The sequence below is a fragment of the Streptomyces roseochromogenus subsp. oscitans DS 12.976 genome (assembly GCF_000497445.1).
Classification (GTDB): Bacteria; Actinomycetota; Actinomycetes; order Streptomycetales; family Streptomycetaceae; genus Streptomyces; species Streptomyces oscitans.
The window spans coordinates 6464458-6482779 of the sequence record NZ_CM002285.1 but is presented as its reverse complement, the minus strand read 5'-3'; the positions used below and the strand labels follow the sequence as shown (position 1 = coordinate 6482779).

Genomic DNA, 18322 nt, shown 5'->3' with positions numbered 1-18322 from the left:
GCGCCGGGCGCGGCCTCCTCGGCGACAGCGGCAACCTCGGCGGCCTCAGCCGTCGTCTCGGCGGCCGCAAGCGTCGCCTCTTCGGCCTCTTCGATCTCCTCGATCTCTGCGGCCTCGACGATGTCATCGGACTCCGCGGCCGGTATGGCCGGGAGGGTCACCTCGGTAGAAGCCGCGGCCGCGCCCGGCGGGCCCGCCGGGCGGGAGGCGGCACGGCGACGCCTGCGCGGCGGCAGGGTGTCGCTGGGTGTGTTCGGTTCGGAACCCTCAATGGGTTCGGTCGGCTCGAGCATGCGGGCGTTTCTCCCGTCAGGCTCCCGGGCGCCGCGCCTGGTCCGGCGTTGGTCTCGATGGACCGTCCGCCGTTGACGTCCACGGCCCGCGTGATACGCGATGGCCGCCGTCCGGGGCGCGGGCGCCGCACGGGAGCACTCTGTGTCCTGTCTCGCCGGTTCCGTACGCCTTGTCGGTACGGCCTTGGCGAAAGTCTTCTGGTCGGTGCGCTGCCCGACCCAGGTGGCTCCCGAGTACGAGGGCGGCGCTACGACGTCCGTCCCTACGCGGGACCTTCCGGTGTCGGCGCCGTCGCGGCGGCGGCCGGTGCGGCCGTCAGGGCCCCGGCTGCCTCGCGGTCGGGCGCGAGCGGGTCGGTCACCGTGCCGGTCTCTTCATCGAACAGCCCCTGCGCCAGCCTGGTCACCGCTGCGGGGACCGGCGGCGCCAGGTCGGCCACGGCGCGGAGACCGGACAGGACGTCGTCGGGTCGTACGGCAGGCGTCACGTGCCGAACAACCAGCCGCAGTATCGCACAGGGCTGGTCGGTCGGCCTATCAGCCGGTGAACCGTGCGTTTCCAGGCTCACCACGGCGGGGCGGGCGTCGAAGGTACGGACGCCGTTCTTGGTCATCCGCTGCACCTCGACGGTCTCGGCCCCGTTGAAGGCCGCGACCGCGCGCTCGGCGTCGGCCGGGGCGACGCCGTCCAGCCGCAGCTCCCAGACGGAAGCCGTGAGCCGGTCGGCGAGGCCCGAGGTCCGCGCCTCGACCGCGTCGACGATGTCGAGCCCGGCGGGCAGCGACTCGTCGAGGAGGACGCGCAGCGTCTCCGGGTCGCGCGGTGCGGTGAGCGCGATCTCCAGATACTCCGCCTCACTGCCCGTGCCGGTGGGTGCGGCATTGGCGTACGACACCTTCGGGTGCGGCGTGAACCCCGCCGAGTACGCCATGGGCACCTCGGCGCGGCGCAGCGCCCGCTCGAAGGCGCGCTGGAAGTCTCGGTGGCTGGTGAACCTCAGGCGGCCGCGCTTGGTGTAGCGCAGTCGGATGCGCTGCACCGCGGGTGCGGGCGGCGGGCCTTCGGGCTGTCGCTTGCCCAGTGTCCTAGTCCTTCGTGAGTGCGGTCGTACTGCTACCAAGAGTACGTGCAGCGGGCCCCTGAGGTTCCCGCCGGTCCACGGCGGCCGGCTGCCCGGGCTCGCCGACCAGCATCCGCCGGACGTCGGCGCGGGCCTGCCGCACCATGTCACGGGCGCTGGTCAGCGCCTCGCGGACGGCCCGGCCCAGCACGCGTGCGCCCTCGGCGACGGGCCGCAGGACGGTGTCCCGGACCAGGTGGCCGACGGGGGTGAGGACGGTCCGGAACACCCAGCGCAGCGGCTCCACGAAGATCCAGCGGAAGAGGGCCCCGAGCGCCCGGCCGACGGCCCGCGAGATCCGTCCGGCGATCCGCCACGCATGCCCGAGGGCGTCCCCCACCTCTCGCGCCACGACGACGAGGACCCGGCCGACGGGCGCGAGAACCCAGCGCCACAGCGCGAGGGCGGGCAGGACGAGGAGGACGCGCAGGGTCCAGTACAGGGCGGCCCCGATGCCGGTGGCGATCATGCCCAGCGGCCGGCCCAGTCCCCGTACACACCAGGCGACGGCACGCCCGACGGGCGCGAGGAACCGGTCGTAGAGCCATCGCGCGGGGACGACGAGCAGATACCGCGCCAGCCAGGCGACCGCGCATCCGACGGGGGTGAGGACGTACCGGTGGCACCACACGGCCGGTACGACGACGAGGACGGTGCCGAGCCAGGCGACGCCCTTGCCGACTGGGACCAGGACATAGCGCCACAGGCCCACGAACGGCCAGACGAACAGGGCCTTTCCGACCCACAGGAGCGCCCGGCCGAGCGGCCTGAGCACGCCGTCCCGCACCAGCCTTCCGGTGACGACGAGCGCGTCCCACACCATCCGCACCGGCACCACCAGCACCAGGACGACGATCCGCAGGGGGACGCGGATCGCGACGGTGAGACACCCTTCCGGCTGCCGGGGCTGGAGAGGCGGCGTGTGCGGTTCCATACCGGAGTAGACGTCGGCACCGCCCCATCGGATCCTCAGCGCGTGTGAAGTGCGTGTGACGTCCTCGATGCCCAGGGTGGCCTCGACCGCTGGACCGCGCCTACTTCACCTTCGCGAATTCAAACTGAAGGTCGAGGTGTGAGCCGACGAAGACGAAGACGATGCAGGCGAACGTCGCCGATGACCTCCGAGTCGCGCGGGTTGGCTCGCCCGGCATACCGTGCCGACGCGGTGCTGCGCGGCCCCCGGCGCCTTCCCCTGGCGATCGAGGGCCTCGCTCACCTCAGTGCGCGTGACCGCTCGAAGCAGGCGCCGGGCCGGCGTTCTTGACCGTCAGGGGCAGCAGCTTCTTGCCGGTCGGGCCGATCTGGATGTGGGTGTCCATCTGGGGGCAGACGCCGCAGTCGAAGCACGGGGTCCAGCGGCAGTCCTCGACCTCGGTCTCGTCGAGGGCGTCCTGCCAGTCCTCCCAGAGCCAGTCCTTGTCCAGGCCGGAGTCGAGGTGGTCCCAGGGCAGGACCTCCTCGTAGCCGCGCTCGCGGGTGGTGTACCAGTCGACGTCCACGCCGAAGGGGGCGAGGGCCTTGTCGGCGCAAGCCATCCAGCGGTCGTAGGAGAAGTGTTCGCGCCAGCCGTCGAAGCGGCCGCCGTCGTCGTACACCGCGCGGATCACCGCGCCGATACGGCGGTCGCCGCGGGAGAGGAGGCCTTCGACGATGCCCGGTTTGCCGTCGTGATAGCGGAAACCGATCGAGCGGCCGTACTTCTTGTCGCCGCGGATCTTGTCCCGGAGCTTGGCGAGACGCGCGTCCGTCTCCTCCGCCGACAGCTGGGGCGCCCACTGGAACGGGGTGTGGGGCTTCGGGACGAAGCCGCCGATCGAGACCGTGCAGCGGATGTCGTTCGAGCCCGAGACCTCTCGGCCCTTCTGGATGACGTGCATCGCCATGTCGGCGATCTGCAGGACGTCGTCGTCGGTCTCGGTCGGCAGGCCGCACATGAAGTACAGCTTCACCTGGCGCCAGCCGTTGCCGTACGCCGTCGCGACGGTCCGGATCAGGTCCTCTTCCGAGACCATCTTGTTGATGACCTTGCGGATGCGCTCGGAGCCGCCCTCCGGGGCGAAGGTGAGACCGGACCGGCGGCCATTTCTCGTCAGCTCGTTCGCCAGGTCGATGTTGAACGCGTCGACGCGGGTGGAGGGGAGGGACAGGCCGATCTTGTCGTCCGTGTAGCGGTCCGCCAGTCCCTTGGCGATGTCGCCGATCTCCGAGTGGTCCGCCGAGGAGAGGGAGAGCAGGCCGACCTCCTCGAAGCCCGTCGCCTTCAGGCCCTTGTCGACCATCTCGCCGATGCCCGTGATCGAACGCTCGCGGACCGGGCGGGTGATCATGCCGGCCTGGCAGAAGCGGCAGCCGCGGGTGCAGCCGCGGAAGATCTCCACCGACATCCGCTCGTGCACCGTCTCGGCCAGCGGCACGAGGGGCTGCTTGGGGTACGGCCACTCGTCCAGGTCCATGACCGTGTGCTTGGACACGCGCCAGGGGACGCCGCTCTTGTTCGGGACCACGCGCGCGATACGGCCGTCCTGCAGGTACTCGACGTCGTAGAACGCCGGGATGTACACCGCGCCCGTCTTCGCCAGGCGGAACAGGACCTCCTCGCGGCCGCCGGGTCGGCCCTCGGCCTTCCACTCGCGGATGATCCGGGTCATGTCGAGCACGGCCTGCTCGCCGTCGCCGATGACCGCCGCGTCGATGAAGTCGGCGATCGGCTCCGGGTTGAACGCCGCGTGGCCGCCGGCCAGGACGATCGGGTCGTCCAGCCCACGGTCCTTGGACTCCAGGGGGATACCCGCCAGGTCCAGGGCCGTCAGCATGTTCGTGTAGCCCAGCTCCGTGGAGAAGCTGAGGCCGAACACGTCGAAGGACTTCACCGGGCGGTGGGTGTCGACCGTGAACTGCGGGACGCCGTGCTCACGCATCAGCGCCTCCAGGTCCGGCCACACGCTGTAGGTGCGCTCGGCGAGGACGCCCTCCTGCTCGTTGAGGACCTCGTAGAGGATCATGACGCCCTGGTTGGGCAGACCCACCTCGTACGCGTCCGGGTACATGAGCGCCCAGCGGACGTCGCACTCGTCCCAGTTCTTGACGGTGGAGTTGAGCTCTCCGCCGACGTACTGGATCGGCTTCTGCACGTGGGGGAGCAGAGCTTCGAGCTGCGGAAAAACCGACTCGACAGGCATCTCGCGAACCTTCATGAGCTGACAGGGGTGACCACCAAGCGTAACCCGCCCGGCGGTGTTCCCCGTACGCTCAGCCGGCCGCCGGGGATCTGATCTCCCTCCACAGTCCGGGCAGCTCGGCCTCCGCCCGCGCCGCATGGGCCTCCTCGCGCCCGTACAGCAGCCCGTACGTGAACGCGCTCTCCCCTGCCGCGTGCGCCGCCGCGGACAGCTCGCGCAGGGTCAGCCGGGTCATGACGCTGTCCTGGTGTTCACCGAGGACGGTGGTCAGGTTCTTCATGGCCTTGGTCAGGGAGCGGGCCGGTTTGCCGAGGGCGGGGGTGGCCGCCTCGGCCGCGTACCGGGTGCGCTTGGCCTTCTTGCGGGCCTCGTGCACGGCGACGTCGCGTTCCTCGCCGGGCGGGGCGCCGAGCGCCTGCTCGACCAGGGCGGACAGGGTCAGCAGGTCTTTGTCCACGGCCTTGGCGATCACCTTGTCCGGCTGTTTTCCGGCGGCCTTGCGCAGCGGCGGGTCGGCGAGGAGGCCGTCCAGGGTGTCCAGCAGGGTGAGATAGCGGCGGGAGTCCAGCACGCCGGTCAGATGCGCGTGCGCGCCCCCGTGCCGGGCCTCGGACCAGGCCGCGAGGCGCTCGTGGACGGGGCCGGTGACCAGGCCGGGCGGGAGGGCGTCGAGGGCGGCCCGCAGACGCTCGGCCATCACCTCCTGGTCACGGTCGACGCCCAGCGCGCCCGCGAGCCACTTCAGCTCGACGCCGATGGGGTCGGTGACGGAGCGGTCGAGGACGGAGCGGAAGCTGCGCAGGGTGCTGCGGGCCCGGCGGGTGGCGACCCGCATGCGGTGCACGGAGTCGGGCACGTCACGGCGGACGGCCGGATCCAGTTCGACCAGCACGTCCCGCTGAGCCCGCAGATAGGCGAGCACGTGGTCACCGGCCGTCACCGGCGCGGGTTCGCCCTTCTCACGGCTCCTACGGCGGTGTCCTCCCGTCTGCTCCAGGGCCCGGGCCAGCTTCGACGGCGACTTGGAGCGGCGCACGCCCGCCTTGCGCAGCCGCTTCTCCACCAGATCGAGGAAGGCGGGATCGCCGTCGTCGGCCAGTTCCACCTCGATCTCGGTCCACTGGGCGGCCCCTCCCCCGCCGCCGAGCCGCTCAGCCGTCACGGCGTCCACGCTCGCCTCGGCCAGCAGGGCACCGCCGGCGTCGACCAGGTGGCGCACATCGCGGGCCGAGCGCAGCCGGACCAGCGGGATCAGCTCGGCGTCCCGGACCCGGGAGCGAACGAGGGCGGCGATCTCCTCGGGAATGGTGTCGGAGAGCGGGGCCCGGATCTCGTCACGCACGCCCGGTCCGACCGGGAACTTCAGATGCCAGCCGGCGTCCGAGCCGCCGGTGCGGCGGCGCAGGGTGAGGGCGGCGCCGGCCAGGCGTTCGTCGGCGGTGTCGTAGTAGGTGGCGTCGAGTTCCATCAGGCCCTTGTCCAGGACGGCCGCCACCCCGCCGACGCCCGTCAGGTCGGGCAGCCCACTGTCGTCGGACTCGTACTTGCGCTCTATCTCGCGCTTCGTATCCGCCATGAATTGAATCTAGTGGGCTGCGGAGCGACGCGGCAGGGGCCGCCCGGGATGAATGGCGGGAAAATTCCACACATCCACCCGGTGAACGACCCTCCGCGATCGCGGCCGGGCCGCCGCAGGCCTACGCCGACATGGGTCTCTGCACCTTGATCGACTGCAGCAGTCCCACCGCCACCCAGACCGCGAACATCGACGAGCCGCCGTATGACACGAACGGCAGGGGCAGACCGGTGACCGGCATGATGCCGAGGGTCATGCCGATGTTCTCGAAGGCCTGGAAGGCGAACCAGGCGACGATCCCGGCAGCCACGATCGTCCCGTACAGCTCGGTGGAGTCGCGGGCGATCCGGCAGGCGCGCCACAGCACCACGCCCAGCAGGAAGATGATCAGGCCCGCGCCGACGAAGCCCAGCTCCTCCCCCGCGACCGTGAAGACGAAGTCCGTCTGCTGCTCGGGCACGAACTGGCCGGTGGTCTGCGAGCCGTGGAAGAGGCCGGCGCCGGTCAGTCCGCCGGAGCCGATGGCGATGCGGGCCTGGTTGGTGTTGTAGCCGACGCCCGCCGGGTCCAGATTGGGGTTGGCGAACGCGGCGAAGCGGTTGATCTGGTACTGGTCCAGGATGTGCAGCTGCCAGATGGCGACACAGCCGAGCACACCGGTGATGAGCAGTCCGAAGATCCAGCGGTTGGAGGCGCCCGAGGCGAGCAGCACGCCCAGGATGATGGCCACCATGGCCAGGACCGTGCCGAGGTCGGGCATGAGCAGCACGATCAGGATCGGTACCGCGGCCAGGCCGAGCGACTGCAAGACCGTGCGGTGGTCGGGGTACTGCTTGTCCCCGGCGTCGACCCGGGCCGCCAGTATCATGGCCATGCCCAGGATGATCGAGATCTTCACGAACTCGGCGGGCTGGAGCGAGAAACCGCCGCCGAACACGATCCAGTTGCGGCTGCCGTTGATGGTGGCGCCGAGCGGGGTGAGCACCAGCAGCACCCCGAACAGCGAGATGCCGTAGAGGATCGGCACGGCGTTGCGCAGGGCGCGGTGGCCGAGCCAGATCGTGCCGATCATCAGGGCGAAGCCGATGCCGAGGTTCATCAGATGGCGGACCAGGAAGTAGTACTGGTCGCCCTGGTTGATCTCGGTGCGGTTGCGGGTCGCGGAGTACACCAGCAGCGAGCCCAGCAGCGACAGCACGAAAGCGGCCAGCAGCATCGGCCAGTCCAGCCTGCGGGCCGGTGAGTCGCGGGCGAGGAGCCTGGTCCAGCCGGCTCGCTCGGGGCCGTACCCGGAGACGGAGAAGCTGTTGCCGGTCATGAGGGCATCCTCCGGCTTCCCCTCTTGCGAGGGCGCCTGCGGGTGTTGCGGTTGCCCGTGGTGGGCGACGCCGTGGCGGCGGGCTGCTGGCTGTCGCCGTTGCTGGGGTTGTCCTTCTGGGCGGCCTCGGCGTCCTTGGCCGGGTCGTCGGTGACCTTCGGGGCGTCGATCGTGCCGTCCGTGCGGACCTTCGGCAGGCCCTGCTGCGGCTGGGGCAGCAGCGCCTTCTTGTTGTCGATGGAGCCGTCTCCCTGGACGCCGTAGAGCGCGCTGTAGATGTTGCGCACGGCCTCACCGGCGGAACCGGAACCCGTACCGGCCTGGGAGATCGTCATGATCACCGTGTAGTCCTTGGAGTACGTGGCCAGCCAGCCGGTGGTCTGCTTGCCGTAGACCTCCGCCGTACCGGTCTTGCCGTGCAGGGTGATCTTGTCCTGCGGCCAGCCGTTGAACTTCCACGCGGCCGTACCGCGGGTGATGACGCCCGCGAAGGCGTCGTCCATGCCCTTGAGGGTGGCCTGGCTGACGGGCAGCTTGCGCTGCACCTTGGGCTTGATCTCCTGGACGGTCTTGCCGTCGGGGCTGACGATCGCCTTGGCGATGGTCGGGACGTACTCGGTGCCGCCGTTGGCGACGGCGCCGTAGATCATCGCCTCCTGGATCGGCGTGACGAGTGTGTCGCCCTGGCCGATGGAGTAGTTGATCTCGTCACCCTCGCGCATCTTGTTGCCTTCGAGGCAGTTCTCGTAGGCGATCTTCTCGACGTAGCTGCCGTCCTTCTTGCCGGACTTGCACCAGGCGTCCTTGTTGGCGTTCCAGTAGTCCAGCTTCCACTGGCGGTCGGGGACACGGCCGGTGACCTCGTTGGGCAGGTCGATGCCGGTCTCCTTGCCGAGGCCGAACTGGTGGGCCGTCTTGAAGAACCAGTCCTTCGGCTGGCCCTTCTTGGGGTTGATGCCGCCGTCCTTCTTCCACTCCCTGTCGCCGAGGCCGTAGAAGACGGTGTCGCAGGAGACCTCCAGGGCGCGGCCGAGGGAGATCGGGCCGAAGTTCTCGCCCTCGAAGTTCTTGAAGACCTGGCCGCCGACCGAGTAGGAGCTGGTGCAGGGGTAGCCGCCGTCCCAGGGGTAGCCGGCCTGGACCGCGGCGGCCGTGGAGACCACCTTGAACGTCGAACCGGGGGCCGCTTGACCCTGTATGGCCCGGTTGAGCAGCGGGTAGTCGGAGTCCTTGCCGGTCAGGGACTTGTAGTCCTTGGCGGAGATGCCGCCCACCCACACATTCGGGTCGTAGGTCGGCTCCGAGGCCATCGCGACGATCCGGCCGGTCTTGGCCTCCATGACGACGACGGCGCCGGAGTCGGCCTTGAAGTTCTCGCCGGTGTTCTTGTCGAACTGCTGGCGGGCGGTCTTCATCGCCTTGTCCAGTTCGTACTCCGAAACGCGCTGCACCCGGGAGTCGATGCTGGTGACCAGGTTGGCGCCGGGCTCGGCGGGGTCCGCCTTGGCCTTGCCGATGACCCGGCCGAGGTTGTCGACCTCGTAGCGTGTGACGCCGGCTTTGCCGCGCAGCTCCTTGTCGTACTCCCGCTCCAGGCCGGAGCGGCCGACCATGTCGGAGCGCAGATAGGGCGACGGGGTGTTCTTGGCCTTCTGGATCTCGTCGTCGGTGACGGGCGAGAGATAGCCGAGCACCTGCGCGGTGTTGGACTTGCCCGGACCCGGGTAGCGGCGCACGGCCTCGGGATCGGCGGTGATGCCGGGGAAGTCCTCGGAGCGCTCGCGGATCTGCAGGGCCTGCTTCGGGGTGGCCTCGTCGGTGATCGGGATCGGCTGGTACGGCGAGCCGTTCCAGCACGGCTGGGGGGTCTTGGCGTCGCACAGCCGGACCTTCTGGATGACGTCCTCGGGCTTCACGCCGAGGACACCGGCCAGCTTGGTGAGGACCGCCTTGCCGTCGTCCTTCTGCTTGAGCAGGTCGGTGCGGGAGGCGGAGACGACCAGGCGGGTCTCGTTGTCCGCGAGGGGCACGCCGCGGGCGTCCAGGATGTCGCCGCGCACGGCGGGGTCGACGACCTGCTGGACGTGGTTGCCGGACGCCTCCTTCTGGTACTGCGCACCCTCGCGGATCTGCAGGTACCACAAGCGGCCGCCGAGCGTGCCGAGGAGGGAGAGGACGAGGATCTGGATCACGACGAGCCGGATCTGGACGCGTGGGGTCCGACCGGTCTCGGGGATGTTGGTCACTGCGGCTGCTTCCCCCTCTCAGTGCGCAAATGCGAGTGCACGTACGGATGATGAACGACCAGCCTGTGAGCCCGCGTTCCGCGCATGCTGACCCGTTCGAGTGAACTCCCCGGCATTCACAGCCGCTTGACCCCCTTGATCCGGCCGACCCGGGCGGAGCGGGTGCGGGCCTTGGCCTTCAGCGCGCCGAGTCCGCCGCGCTGGCTGCCGATGCGCAGGCCGGTGCCGGAGGAGAGCCAGCCGGTGGAGATGTCGCCGGCCTTGGCGGCGGGGCCGGCCTCGGCGAGCGGGTCGTTGTCCGCGCGGCGGGCCAGCCACATGATGCCGGGCACCACGAACGGGGCGAGCAGCAGGTCGTACAGGGCCGCCGAGAACAGCAGCCCGGGCAGGCCGACATGGCGGGCGGCGGTGTCGCCGACCAGGGCGCCGACGCACGCGTACAGCAGCGTGGAACCGATCGCGGCGGCGACCACGACGGCCATCGGGCCGGTCGCCGACTTCAGGCGGCCGGTCTCCGGCTTGATGAGCCCGGCGCAGTAGCCGATGACGCACAGCACGAGCGCGTAGCGGCCGGCCGCGTGGTCGGCGGGCGGGGCGAGATCGGCGAGCAGACCGGCGCCGAAGCCGACGAGGGCGCCGCCGACATGGCCGTACACCATGGCGAGGCCCAGGACGGTGAGCAGCAGCAGGTCGGGCACGGCGCCCGGCAGATGCAGGCGGGCGAGGACGCTCACCTGGATCACCAGCGCCACGACGACCAGCGCGCTGGAGAGCAGGATCCGGTTGAGGCGCATGGGATTCAGCTCCTACTGCTGCTGGGTGTTGGCGGAGGCGTCGGCGGACGGGGTCACCGTGACGGTCACCGTCGGCGTCGGGACCGGCTTGGGCTGGGCCGGCAGGACCTCGTCGCGCGGGTCCTTCTTCGGGGCCTGGACGACCACGCCGACGACGTCCAGCTTGGTGAAGCCGACGTACGGGGTGACGTAGATCGTGCGGGTGAGGCCGCCGTTGGAGGGGTCGACGCGGGAGACCACGCCGACCGGCACGCCCGGGACGAACGGCCGGTCGGCCTCCGAGCCGAAGGTGACGAGCCGGTCGCCCTTCTTCACCTCCGCCTTGCCGTTGAGCAGCTCCACGCGCAGCGGGCGGTCGCCCTGCCCGGAGGCGAAGCCGAGTTCGTCGCTTCCCTCCATACGGGTGCCGACGGTGAAGTCGGGGTCGTTGGCGAGCAGCACGGTGGAGGTGTCGGGGCCGACGGTGGTGACCCGGCCGACCAGCCCGTCGCCGTTGAGGACGGTCATGTCACGCCTGATGCCGTCATTGGCTCCCGCGTCGATGGTGATGGTCCAGGAGAAGCCCTGCGCCGCTCCTATGGCGATGACCTGGGCGCCCTTGATGCCGTACTGGCCCTCGCCGGCGATCTTCAGCATTCTGTCGAGCTGGTTCAGCCGGCTGCGGTTGCGGTCGTCGCTGCCGAGCTTCGCCTTGAGGGCCGCGTTCTCCTTCTCCAGCGTGGCGAGCCGGTCATGCCGGCTGCCGGAGTCCCGGATCGCGGAGACGGCGTTGCCGACCGGGTCGACCGCCGAGGACAGCCCGTTCTCGACCGGGCCGAACACCGCGGCCGCGGCCTGCCGGGCACCGTCGACCGGGGAGTTCCTGCCCCCGCGGATGTCCACCGTGATCAGCGCGAATGCGATGGCAACCAGCAGGACCAGGAGCAACCGGCTCTCTTTCGTGTCCCTCACGTGCGGCGGCCGTGCCCTTCCTCAATAGGAATTCGGGAGTCCCTTCACGGGCGTTATGCGATGCGCAACCCGAGGGGCCCATTTGTGGGAGCTTATGCCTCTAATCAACGATCCGCCGCACGAGAGGAGAACGTCTCGTACGGCGGAATGGAAGAGTTACGTCATCTGCGCGGCTGGGCGTCCAGGACCTGCTGCAGCGCCTCGAACTCCTCGACGCACTTCCCGGAGCCGAGCGCGACGCTGTCCAGCGGATCCTCGGCGATGTGGATCGGCATCCCGGTCTCCCGGCGCAGCCGCTCGTCGAGCCCGCGCAGCAGGGCTCCGCCGCCGGTCAGAACGATTCCTCGGTCCATGATGTCGCCGGACAGCTCCGGCGGGCACTTGTCGAGGGTCGTCTTGACCGCGTCCACGATCGCGTTGACCGGTTCCTCGATCGCCTTGCGGACCTCGGCGGCCGAGATGACCACGGTCTTCGGCAGCCCGGACACCAGGTCCCGGCCACGGACTTCGGTGTGCTCGTCGGAGTCGAGGTCGTACGCCGAACCGATCGTGATCTTGATCTGCTCGGCCGTGCGCTCACCCAGCAGAAGGCTGTACTCCTTCTTGATGTACTGGATGATCGCGTTGTCCAGTTCGTCGCCCGCGACCCGGATGGACTGGGCGGTGACGATGCCACCGAGCGAGATGACCGCGACCTCCGTGGTGCCGCCGCCGATGTCCACCACCATGTTGCCCGTGGCCTCGTGGACCGGCAGGCCGGAGCCGATGGCGGCGGCCATGGGCTCCTCGATGATGTGCACCTGGCGGGCGCCGGCCTGGGAGGACGCCTCGATCACGGCGCGGCGCTCGACGCCCGTGATGCCGGAGGGCACACACACGACGACCCGCGGCCGGGCGAGATAGCGCCGCTTGTGGATCTTCAGGATGAAGTAGCGGAGCATTCGCTCGGTGATCTCGAAGTCGGCGATCACGCCGTCCTTCAGCGGGCGGACGGCGACGATGTTGCCCGGCGTCCGGCCGATCATCTTCTTCGCTTCGGCACCGACCGCGAGGATCCCACCCGTGTTGGTGTTGATCGCGACGACGGACGGTTCGTTGAGTACGATCCCGCGACCCCTGACGTACACCAGCGTGTTGGCGGTCCCGAGGTCGACAGCCATGTCACGGCCGATGAACGACATTGAGTTCCCCATCCGGATTCATCTGGCCTTCCTGTGCTTTTGAGGGCATATCAGGTCGGCGAGGCGGGTGCTGTGACGTGAAGGCTTCCATCGTAAACGCGCCCGCACGGCCACTGCGCGAGGGTCTCCGCCATTGTCACCAGATGGCGGCCCGCCCCGCTTGTGGAGACGGTCCAACGGAGGCACGCGTTCCCCCGATCGTGAGGCATATGCCAAGGGACGGCCGCAAATCTACGGCCGTCCCTGGTCAGGCGCCACCGAACCGAGCTGACGGCCCCTCAGAAAAATTAGCGAAATCTCAGCTCGCCGCCGCTCACACCCGGCCCGGGAAGAAGATCTTCACCTCGCGCTCGGCTGACTCCTCGGAGTCGGAGGCGTGGATCAGGTTCTCCCGGACGATCACGCCGTAGTCACCGCGGATGGAGCCGGGCGCGGCCGCGATCGGATCGGTCGGACCGGCCAGCGCGCGCACGCCCTCGATGACCCGCTCACCCTCCACGATCAGCACGACGACCGGACCGGAGGACATGAACTCGACCAGCGGCTCGTAGAACGGCTTGCCGACGTGCTCGGCGTAGTGCTGCTCCAGCGTGCCGCGGTCCAGGGTGCGCAGCTCCAGCGCGGTGATCTGCCAGCCGGCCTTGCGCTCGATACGGCTGATGATCTCGCCGGTCAGGCCCCGACGGACGGCGTCGGGCTTGAGCAGGACGAGGGTGCGCTGGGACACGGGGGGACTCCTTCTGACAGACGTCTGCGGTGGTGGGACGAGGTTACAAGAGCATGCCCTGCGGTTGTTACGCAGCGTCAGCTGTGGAGGAGCCCTCCGCCTGGGCGGCGAAGCGGGCCTTCGCCTCGTCCACCTTTCTGCCGAAGTGCACCGACGCCCACCACAGCGCCGCGAACACCGCGCCCATGAAGTACATCGTCGGGACGAAGATCCCGGAGGCGATCAGGGCGATCTGCAGGGCCCAGCCGAGGGCCACCCCGCCGGGCCGGGTCACCATGCCGCACAGCAGCACGCACAGCAGCATCGCGATACCGCTGACCAGCCACACCGTGGAGACGGACAGGCTCGGGTCCTTCATGGCGACGAGCCCGGCGAAGCCGATGACGAAGAACTCGCCGATCAGTGTCGAGGCACAGAGCGTACGCATCCTCGGTCCTCAGCCCTTCCCCAGCAGCAGCAGCCGGGCCTCGCCGACGGTGATGACGGAACCGGTGACCAGCACGCCGCCGCCCGCGAACTCGCCCTCCTCCTCGGCCAGCGTGATCGCGGCCTCCAGGGCGTCCGGCAGCCGCGGCTCGACCTGTACCCGCTCCTCGCCGAACACCTCGACCGCGATCGCGGCCAGCTCGTCCGCGTCCATCGCCCGGGCGGTGGAGTTCTGCGTGACGACGACCTCGGTGAAGATCGGCTCGAAGGCCTCCAGCAGCCCCCGCACGTTCTTGTCGCCGCTCGCGCCCACCACACCGATCAGCCGGGTGAAGTCGAACGCCTCCTGGACCGCCTCCGCGGTGACCGCGGCCCCCGCCGGGTTGTGCGCGGCGTCCAGCACGACCGTCGGAGACCGCCGTACGACCTCCATCCGCCCCGGCGAGGACACCCCCGCGAAGGCCTTGCGGACCGCGTCGATGTCCAGCGGCTCGGCGCGCTGCGCGCCGACGCCGAAGAACGCCTCGACGGCGGCGAGGGCGACGGCCGCGTTGTGCGCCTGGTGGGCGCCGTGCAGCGGCAGATACACCTCGGGGTACTCACCGCCGAGGCCGCGCAGCGTGACCAGCTGCCCGCCTACGGCGACCTGCCGGGCGACGACCCCGAACTCCAGCCCCTCGCGGGCCACCGTGGCGTCCACCTCGACGGCCTTCTTCAGCAGCACCTGCGCCGCGTCCACCGGCTGCTGCGCCAGGATCACGGTCGCGCCCTGCTTGATGATGCCGCCCTTCTCGCCGGCGATCTCCGCGGTCGTCTCGCCGAGCCGGTCGGTGTGGTCCAGGTCGATGGGGGTGATCACGGCGACGTCGGCGTCGATGACATTGGTGGCGTCCCAGGAGCCGCCCATGCCCACCTCGACGACGGCGACGTCGATCGGGGCGTCCGCGAAGGCGGCGTACGCCATGCCGGTGAGCACCTCGAAGAAGGACATCCGGTGCTCCTGCTGCGCGTCCACCATCTCGATGTACGGCTTGATGTCCTGGTACGTCTCGATGAACCGCTCGGCGGAGATCGGGGCGCCGTCCAGGCTGATGCGCTCGGTGACCGACTGCACGTGCGGGCTGGTGTAGCGGCCGGTGCGCAGCTCGAAGGCGCCGAGCAGGGCCTCGATCATGCGGGCGGTGGAGGTCTTGCCGTTGGTGCCCGTGATGTGGATCGAGGGGTACGAGCGCTGGGGCTCGCCGAGGATGTCCATCAGCGCGGAGATCCTGCTGACCGAGGGCTCCAGCTTGGTCTCGCCCCAGCGGGTGGCCAGGTCCGCCTCGACCTCGCGCAGGGCCTTGTCGATCTCGGGGTCTTCGGGGCGCGTCGGCACTTGTGCCTGCGGCGAGCCGCCCTGGGTGCGCAGGGTGCGGCTGCCGGCCTCGATCACGGCGAGGTCGGGGTCGCGGGTGGTCTCGGCTTCGATGAGTTCGTCGAAGCCGTCGAGGGGGTCGGGGGTGTCGCTGGTGCCGGGGTGGTCGCTCACAGAACCAGTCTACGGAGCAGGAGTGACAACGGACCGGTTCGGGGTGAGTGCTCGCCATCGCCGGGTGCCGGTCCTTCGTGGCTTGTCGCCCCCCAAGTTCTCGGCTTCGCTCGAACCAGGGGGACCCCCATCGCGGCGGAGCCGCATATCGGCACAGTCCTGTGCCCCTCAGGTTGGCGAAGGCCCCGGGCGCCTCAAGAAGGCACCGGGGGCCTCAGCCAAGCAGAACTGCTTACGCCTCCGGCAGCCTGTCCAGCTGAGCCGTGATCCGCGTGATGTCCTCCTCCGCCTTCGCCAGGCGGCCTCGGATCTTGTCCACCACGTTGTCCGGGGCCTTCGCCAGGAAGGCCTCGTTGCCGAGCTTGGCGTTGGCCTGGGACTTCTCCTTCTCGGCGGCGGCCAGGTCCTTGGCGAGGCGCTTGCGCTCGGCCGCCACGTCGATCGTGCCGGAGAGGTCGAGCGCGACCTCGGCGCCCGCCACGGGCAGGGTCGCTGTCGCCGTGAAGCTCTCGCCCTCCGGCTGGAGGCGCAGGAGCTGGCGGATGGCGGCCTCGTGCGGGGCGAGGGCCGTACCGTCCAGGGTCAGGCGGGCCGGGACGCGCTGGCCGGGCTGCAGGCCCTGGTCGGCGCGGAAGCGGCGGACCTCGGTGATGACCGACTGGAGTGACTCGATCTCCTGCTCGGCAGCCGTGTCACGGAAGCCGCTGTCCTGCGGCCAGTCGGCGATCACGATCGACTCGCCGCCCGTCAGGGTCGTCCAGAGGGTCTCCGTGACGAAGGGGACCACCGGGTGGAGCAGCTTGAGGGTGACGTCCAGGACCTCACCCAGGACCCGCTTGCTGACCTCCGCCGGCTCGCCGCCCGCCTGGAAGACCGTCTTGGACAGCTCGACGTACCAGTCGAAGACCTCGTCCCACGCGAAGTGGAAGAGGGTGTCGGAGAGCTTCGCGAACTGGAAGTCCTCGTAGTACGCGTCGACTTCGGCGACCACCGAGTTGAGGCGCGAGAGGATCCAGCGGTCCGTCGCCGACATCTGCGACGCGTCCGGCAGCGGGCCCTCCACCGTCGCGCCGTTCATCAGCGCGAAGCGCGTCGCGTTCCAGATCTTGTTGGCGAAGTTGCGGGAGCCCTGGACCCAGTCCTCGCCGATCGGGACGTCGACGCCGGGGTTGGCGCCACGGGCCAGGGTGAAGCGCAGGGCGTCCGAGCCGTACTTGTCCATCCAGTCCAGCGGGTTGACCGCGTTGCCGAAGGACTTCGACATCTTCTTGCCGAACTGGTCGCGGACCATGCCGTGCAGGGCGATGGTGTGGAACGGCGGGGTGCCGTCCATCGCGTACAGGCCGAACATCATCATCCGGGCGACCCAGAAGAAGAGGATGTCGTAGCCGGTGACCAGGACGGAGTTCGGGTAGAACTTCGCGAGCGACTCGGTCTGTTCGGGCCAGCCGAGCGTGGAGAACGGCCACAGGCCGGAGGAGAACCAGGTGTCGAGGACGTCGGTGTCCTGGTGCCAGCCCTCCGCCTCGGTCCCGGGCGGCTCCTCGTCGGGCCCGACGCAGACGACTTCACCCTCCGGGCCGTACCAGACCGGGATCCGGTGGCCCCACCACAGCTGGCGCGAGATGCACCAGTCGTGGAGGTTGTCGACCCAGTCGAAGTACCGCTTCTCCATCTCCTGCGGATGGATCGTGACCTTGCCCTCGCGGACGGCGTCACCGGCGGCCTTGGCCAGCGGGCCGACCTTGACCCACCACTGCATCGACAGGCGCGGCTCGATGGTGGTCTTGCAGCGCGAGCAGTGGCCGACGGAGTGCATGTACGGCCGCTTCTCGTCGACGATCCGGCCCTCGGCGCGCAGCGCGGCGACGATCGCCGAGCGGGCCTCCAGGCGGTCCATGCCCTGGAAGGGGCCGTGGACGGTGATGACGGCGTGCTCGTCCATGACCGTGATGGACGGCAGCTCGTGGCGCTGGCCGATCTCGAAGTCGTTCGGGTCGTGGGCCGGGGTGACCTTGACGGCGCCGGTGCCGAACTCGGGGTCGACGTGCTCGTCGGCGACGACCGGGATGGAACGGTCGGTCAGCGGGAGCCTGATGAGCTTGCCGACGAGGTGCTTGTACCGCTCGTCCTCGGGGTGGACCGCGACGGCCGTGTCACCGAGCATCGTCTCGGCACGGGTGGTGGCGACGACGATGGCGTCGTCCCCGTCCCCGTACTTCATGGAGACCAGCTCGCCGTCGTCGTCCTGGTACTCCACCTCGATGTCCGAGATGGCCGTCAGACAGCGGGGGCACCAGTTGATGATGCGCTCGGCTCGGTAGATCAGCTCGTCGTCGTAGAGCCGCTTGAAGATGGTCTGAACGGCCTGTGAAAGGCCCTCGTCCATGGTGAACCGCTCACGCGACCAGGCGACGCCGTCACCGAGGCGGCGCATCTGCCCGCTGATCTGGCCGCCGGACTCGGCCTTCCACTGCCAGACGCGCTCGACGAACGCCTCACGGCCGAGGTCGTGCCGGGACTTCCCTTCCTTGCCCAGCTCCCTCTCGACGACGTTCTGCGTGGCGATGCCGGCGTGGTCCATGCCCGGCTGCCACAGCGTCTCGTAGCCCTGCATGCGCTTACGGCGGGTCAGGGCGTCGATGAGGGTGTGCTCGAAGGCGTGCCCGAGGTGGAGCGAGCCCGTGACGTTCGGCGGCGGGATCACGACGGTGTACGGCGGCTTGTCGCTCTTGGCGTCCGCCTCGAAGTAACCGCGCTCTACCCAGCGCTCGTACAGCGGCCCCTCTACATCGGCCGGCGCGTACTGGGTCGGCAGTTCGGAGTCGGGCGCGGGTGGCTGCTGCTGAGCGTTCTCGGTCACGGGGGTCAGTTTAGAGGTGTCACGGGGTGGTCCCGAAACGCGTTTGTTCTGTAACGGTGCGGCCCCCGGTGCCGCGTGCTTTCCGGGCCTGGGCCAGGATGTCAGGAACACATAAGCGT

Annotated in this window: 13 protein-coding genes; all 13 read right to left on the bottom strand. The window is 69.7% G+C overall.

Annotation, left to right across the window (positions count from 1 at the left end):
- Positions 1-556 precede the first annotated feature (556 nt).
- The 13 genes from M878_RS77690 to M878_RS77630 all read right to left on the bottom strand — a co-directional run bounded on the left by M878_RS77690 (position 557) and on the right by M878_RS77630 (position 18203).
- On the bottom strand, positions 557-1333 hold the full coding sequence (locus M878_RS77690) for a TIGR03936 family radical SAM-associated protein (RefSeq protein WP_023550762.1): 777 nt from the start codon (positions 1331-1333) through the stop codon (positions 557-559).
- A gap of 46 nt (positions 1334-1379) precedes the next feature.
- Positions 1380-2348: a hypothetical protein gene (locus tag M878_RS77685; protein WP_023550761.1), complete on the bottom strand. Its 969-nt coding sequence runs from the start codon at positions 2346-2348 to the stop codon at positions 1380-1382.
- Between the two features lie 283 nt (positions 2349-2631).
- The gene (locus M878_RS77680; protein ID WP_023550760.1) at positions 2632-4593 is read right to left on the bottom strand and encodes a TIGR03960 family B12-binding radical SAM protein; all 1962 of its coding nucleotides are present in this window, start codon (positions 4591-4593) and stop codon (positions 2632-2634) included.
- Positions 4594-4663: 70 nt separating this feature from the next.
- Positions 4664-6169, bottom strand: coding sequence for a CYTH and CHAD domain-containing protein (locus M878_RS77675; RefSeq protein WP_023550759.1), 1506 nt, complete (start codon positions 6167-6169; stop codon positions 4664-4666).
- Between the two features lie 121 nt (positions 6170-6290).
- Positions 6291-7487 (bottom strand): rod shape-determining protein RodA, encoded by a 1197-nt coding sequence (rodA, locus tag M878_RS77670; protein ID WP_023550758.1) that lies wholly within the window; start codon positions 7485-7487, stop codon positions 6291-6293.
- Positions 7484-9733, bottom strand: a complete 2250-nt coding sequence (gene mrdA / locus M878_RS77665) for a penicillin-binding protein 2 (RefSeq protein WP_023550757.1) — start codon at positions 9731-9733, stop codon at positions 7484-7486. Before mrdA ends, rodA begins: the two co-directional genes overlap by 4 nt.
- Before the next feature lie 116 nt (positions 9734-9849).
- Positions 9850-10527 carry a rod shape-determining protein MreD gene (mreD, locus tag M878_RS77660; RefSeq protein WP_023550756.1) on the bottom strand — a complete coding sequence of 226 codons (678 nt, stop codon included), beginning with the start codon at positions 10525-10527 and terminating at the stop codon, positions 9850-9852.
- Positions 10528-10539: 12 nt separating this feature from the next.
- On the bottom strand, positions 10540-11478 hold the full coding sequence (mreC, locus tag M878_RS77655) for a rod shape-determining protein MreC (RefSeq protein WP_031226035.1): 939 nt from the start codon (positions 11476-11478) through the stop codon (positions 10540-10542).
- 161 nt (positions 11479-11639) lie between these two features.
- Positions 11640-12659 (bottom strand): rod shape-determining protein, encoded by a 1020-nt coding sequence (locus M878_RS77650; protein WP_020940056.1) that lies wholly within the window; start codon positions 12657-12659, stop codon positions 11640-11642.
- 313 nt (positions 12660-12972) lie between these two features.
- Positions 12973-13386 carry a nucleoside-diphosphate kinase gene (gene ndk / locus M878_RS77645; protein ID WP_023550754.1) on the bottom strand — a complete coding sequence of 138 codons (414 nt, stop codon included), beginning with the start codon at positions 13384-13386 and terminating at the stop codon, positions 12973-12975.
- Between the two features lie 67 nt (positions 13387-13453).
- Positions 13454-13813, bottom strand: coding sequence for a DUF4233 domain-containing protein (locus M878_RS77640; RefSeq protein ID WP_023550753.1), 360 nt, complete (start codon positions 13811-13813; stop codon positions 13454-13456).
- Positions 13814-13822: 9 nt separating this feature from the next.
- On the bottom strand, positions 13823-15340 hold the full coding sequence (folC, locus tag M878_RS77635) for a bifunctional tetrahydrofolate synthase/dihydrofolate synthase (protein ID WP_023550752.1): 1518 nt from the start codon (positions 15338-15340) through the stop codon (positions 13823-13825).
- Positions 15341-15572: 232 nt separating this feature from the next.
- A complete protein-coding gene (locus M878_RS77630) occupies positions 15573-18203 on the bottom strand; it encodes a valine--tRNA ligase (RefSeq protein WP_023550751.1) in 2631 nt (876 codons plus the stop codon).
- Positions 18204-18322: the final 119 nt, after the last annotated feature.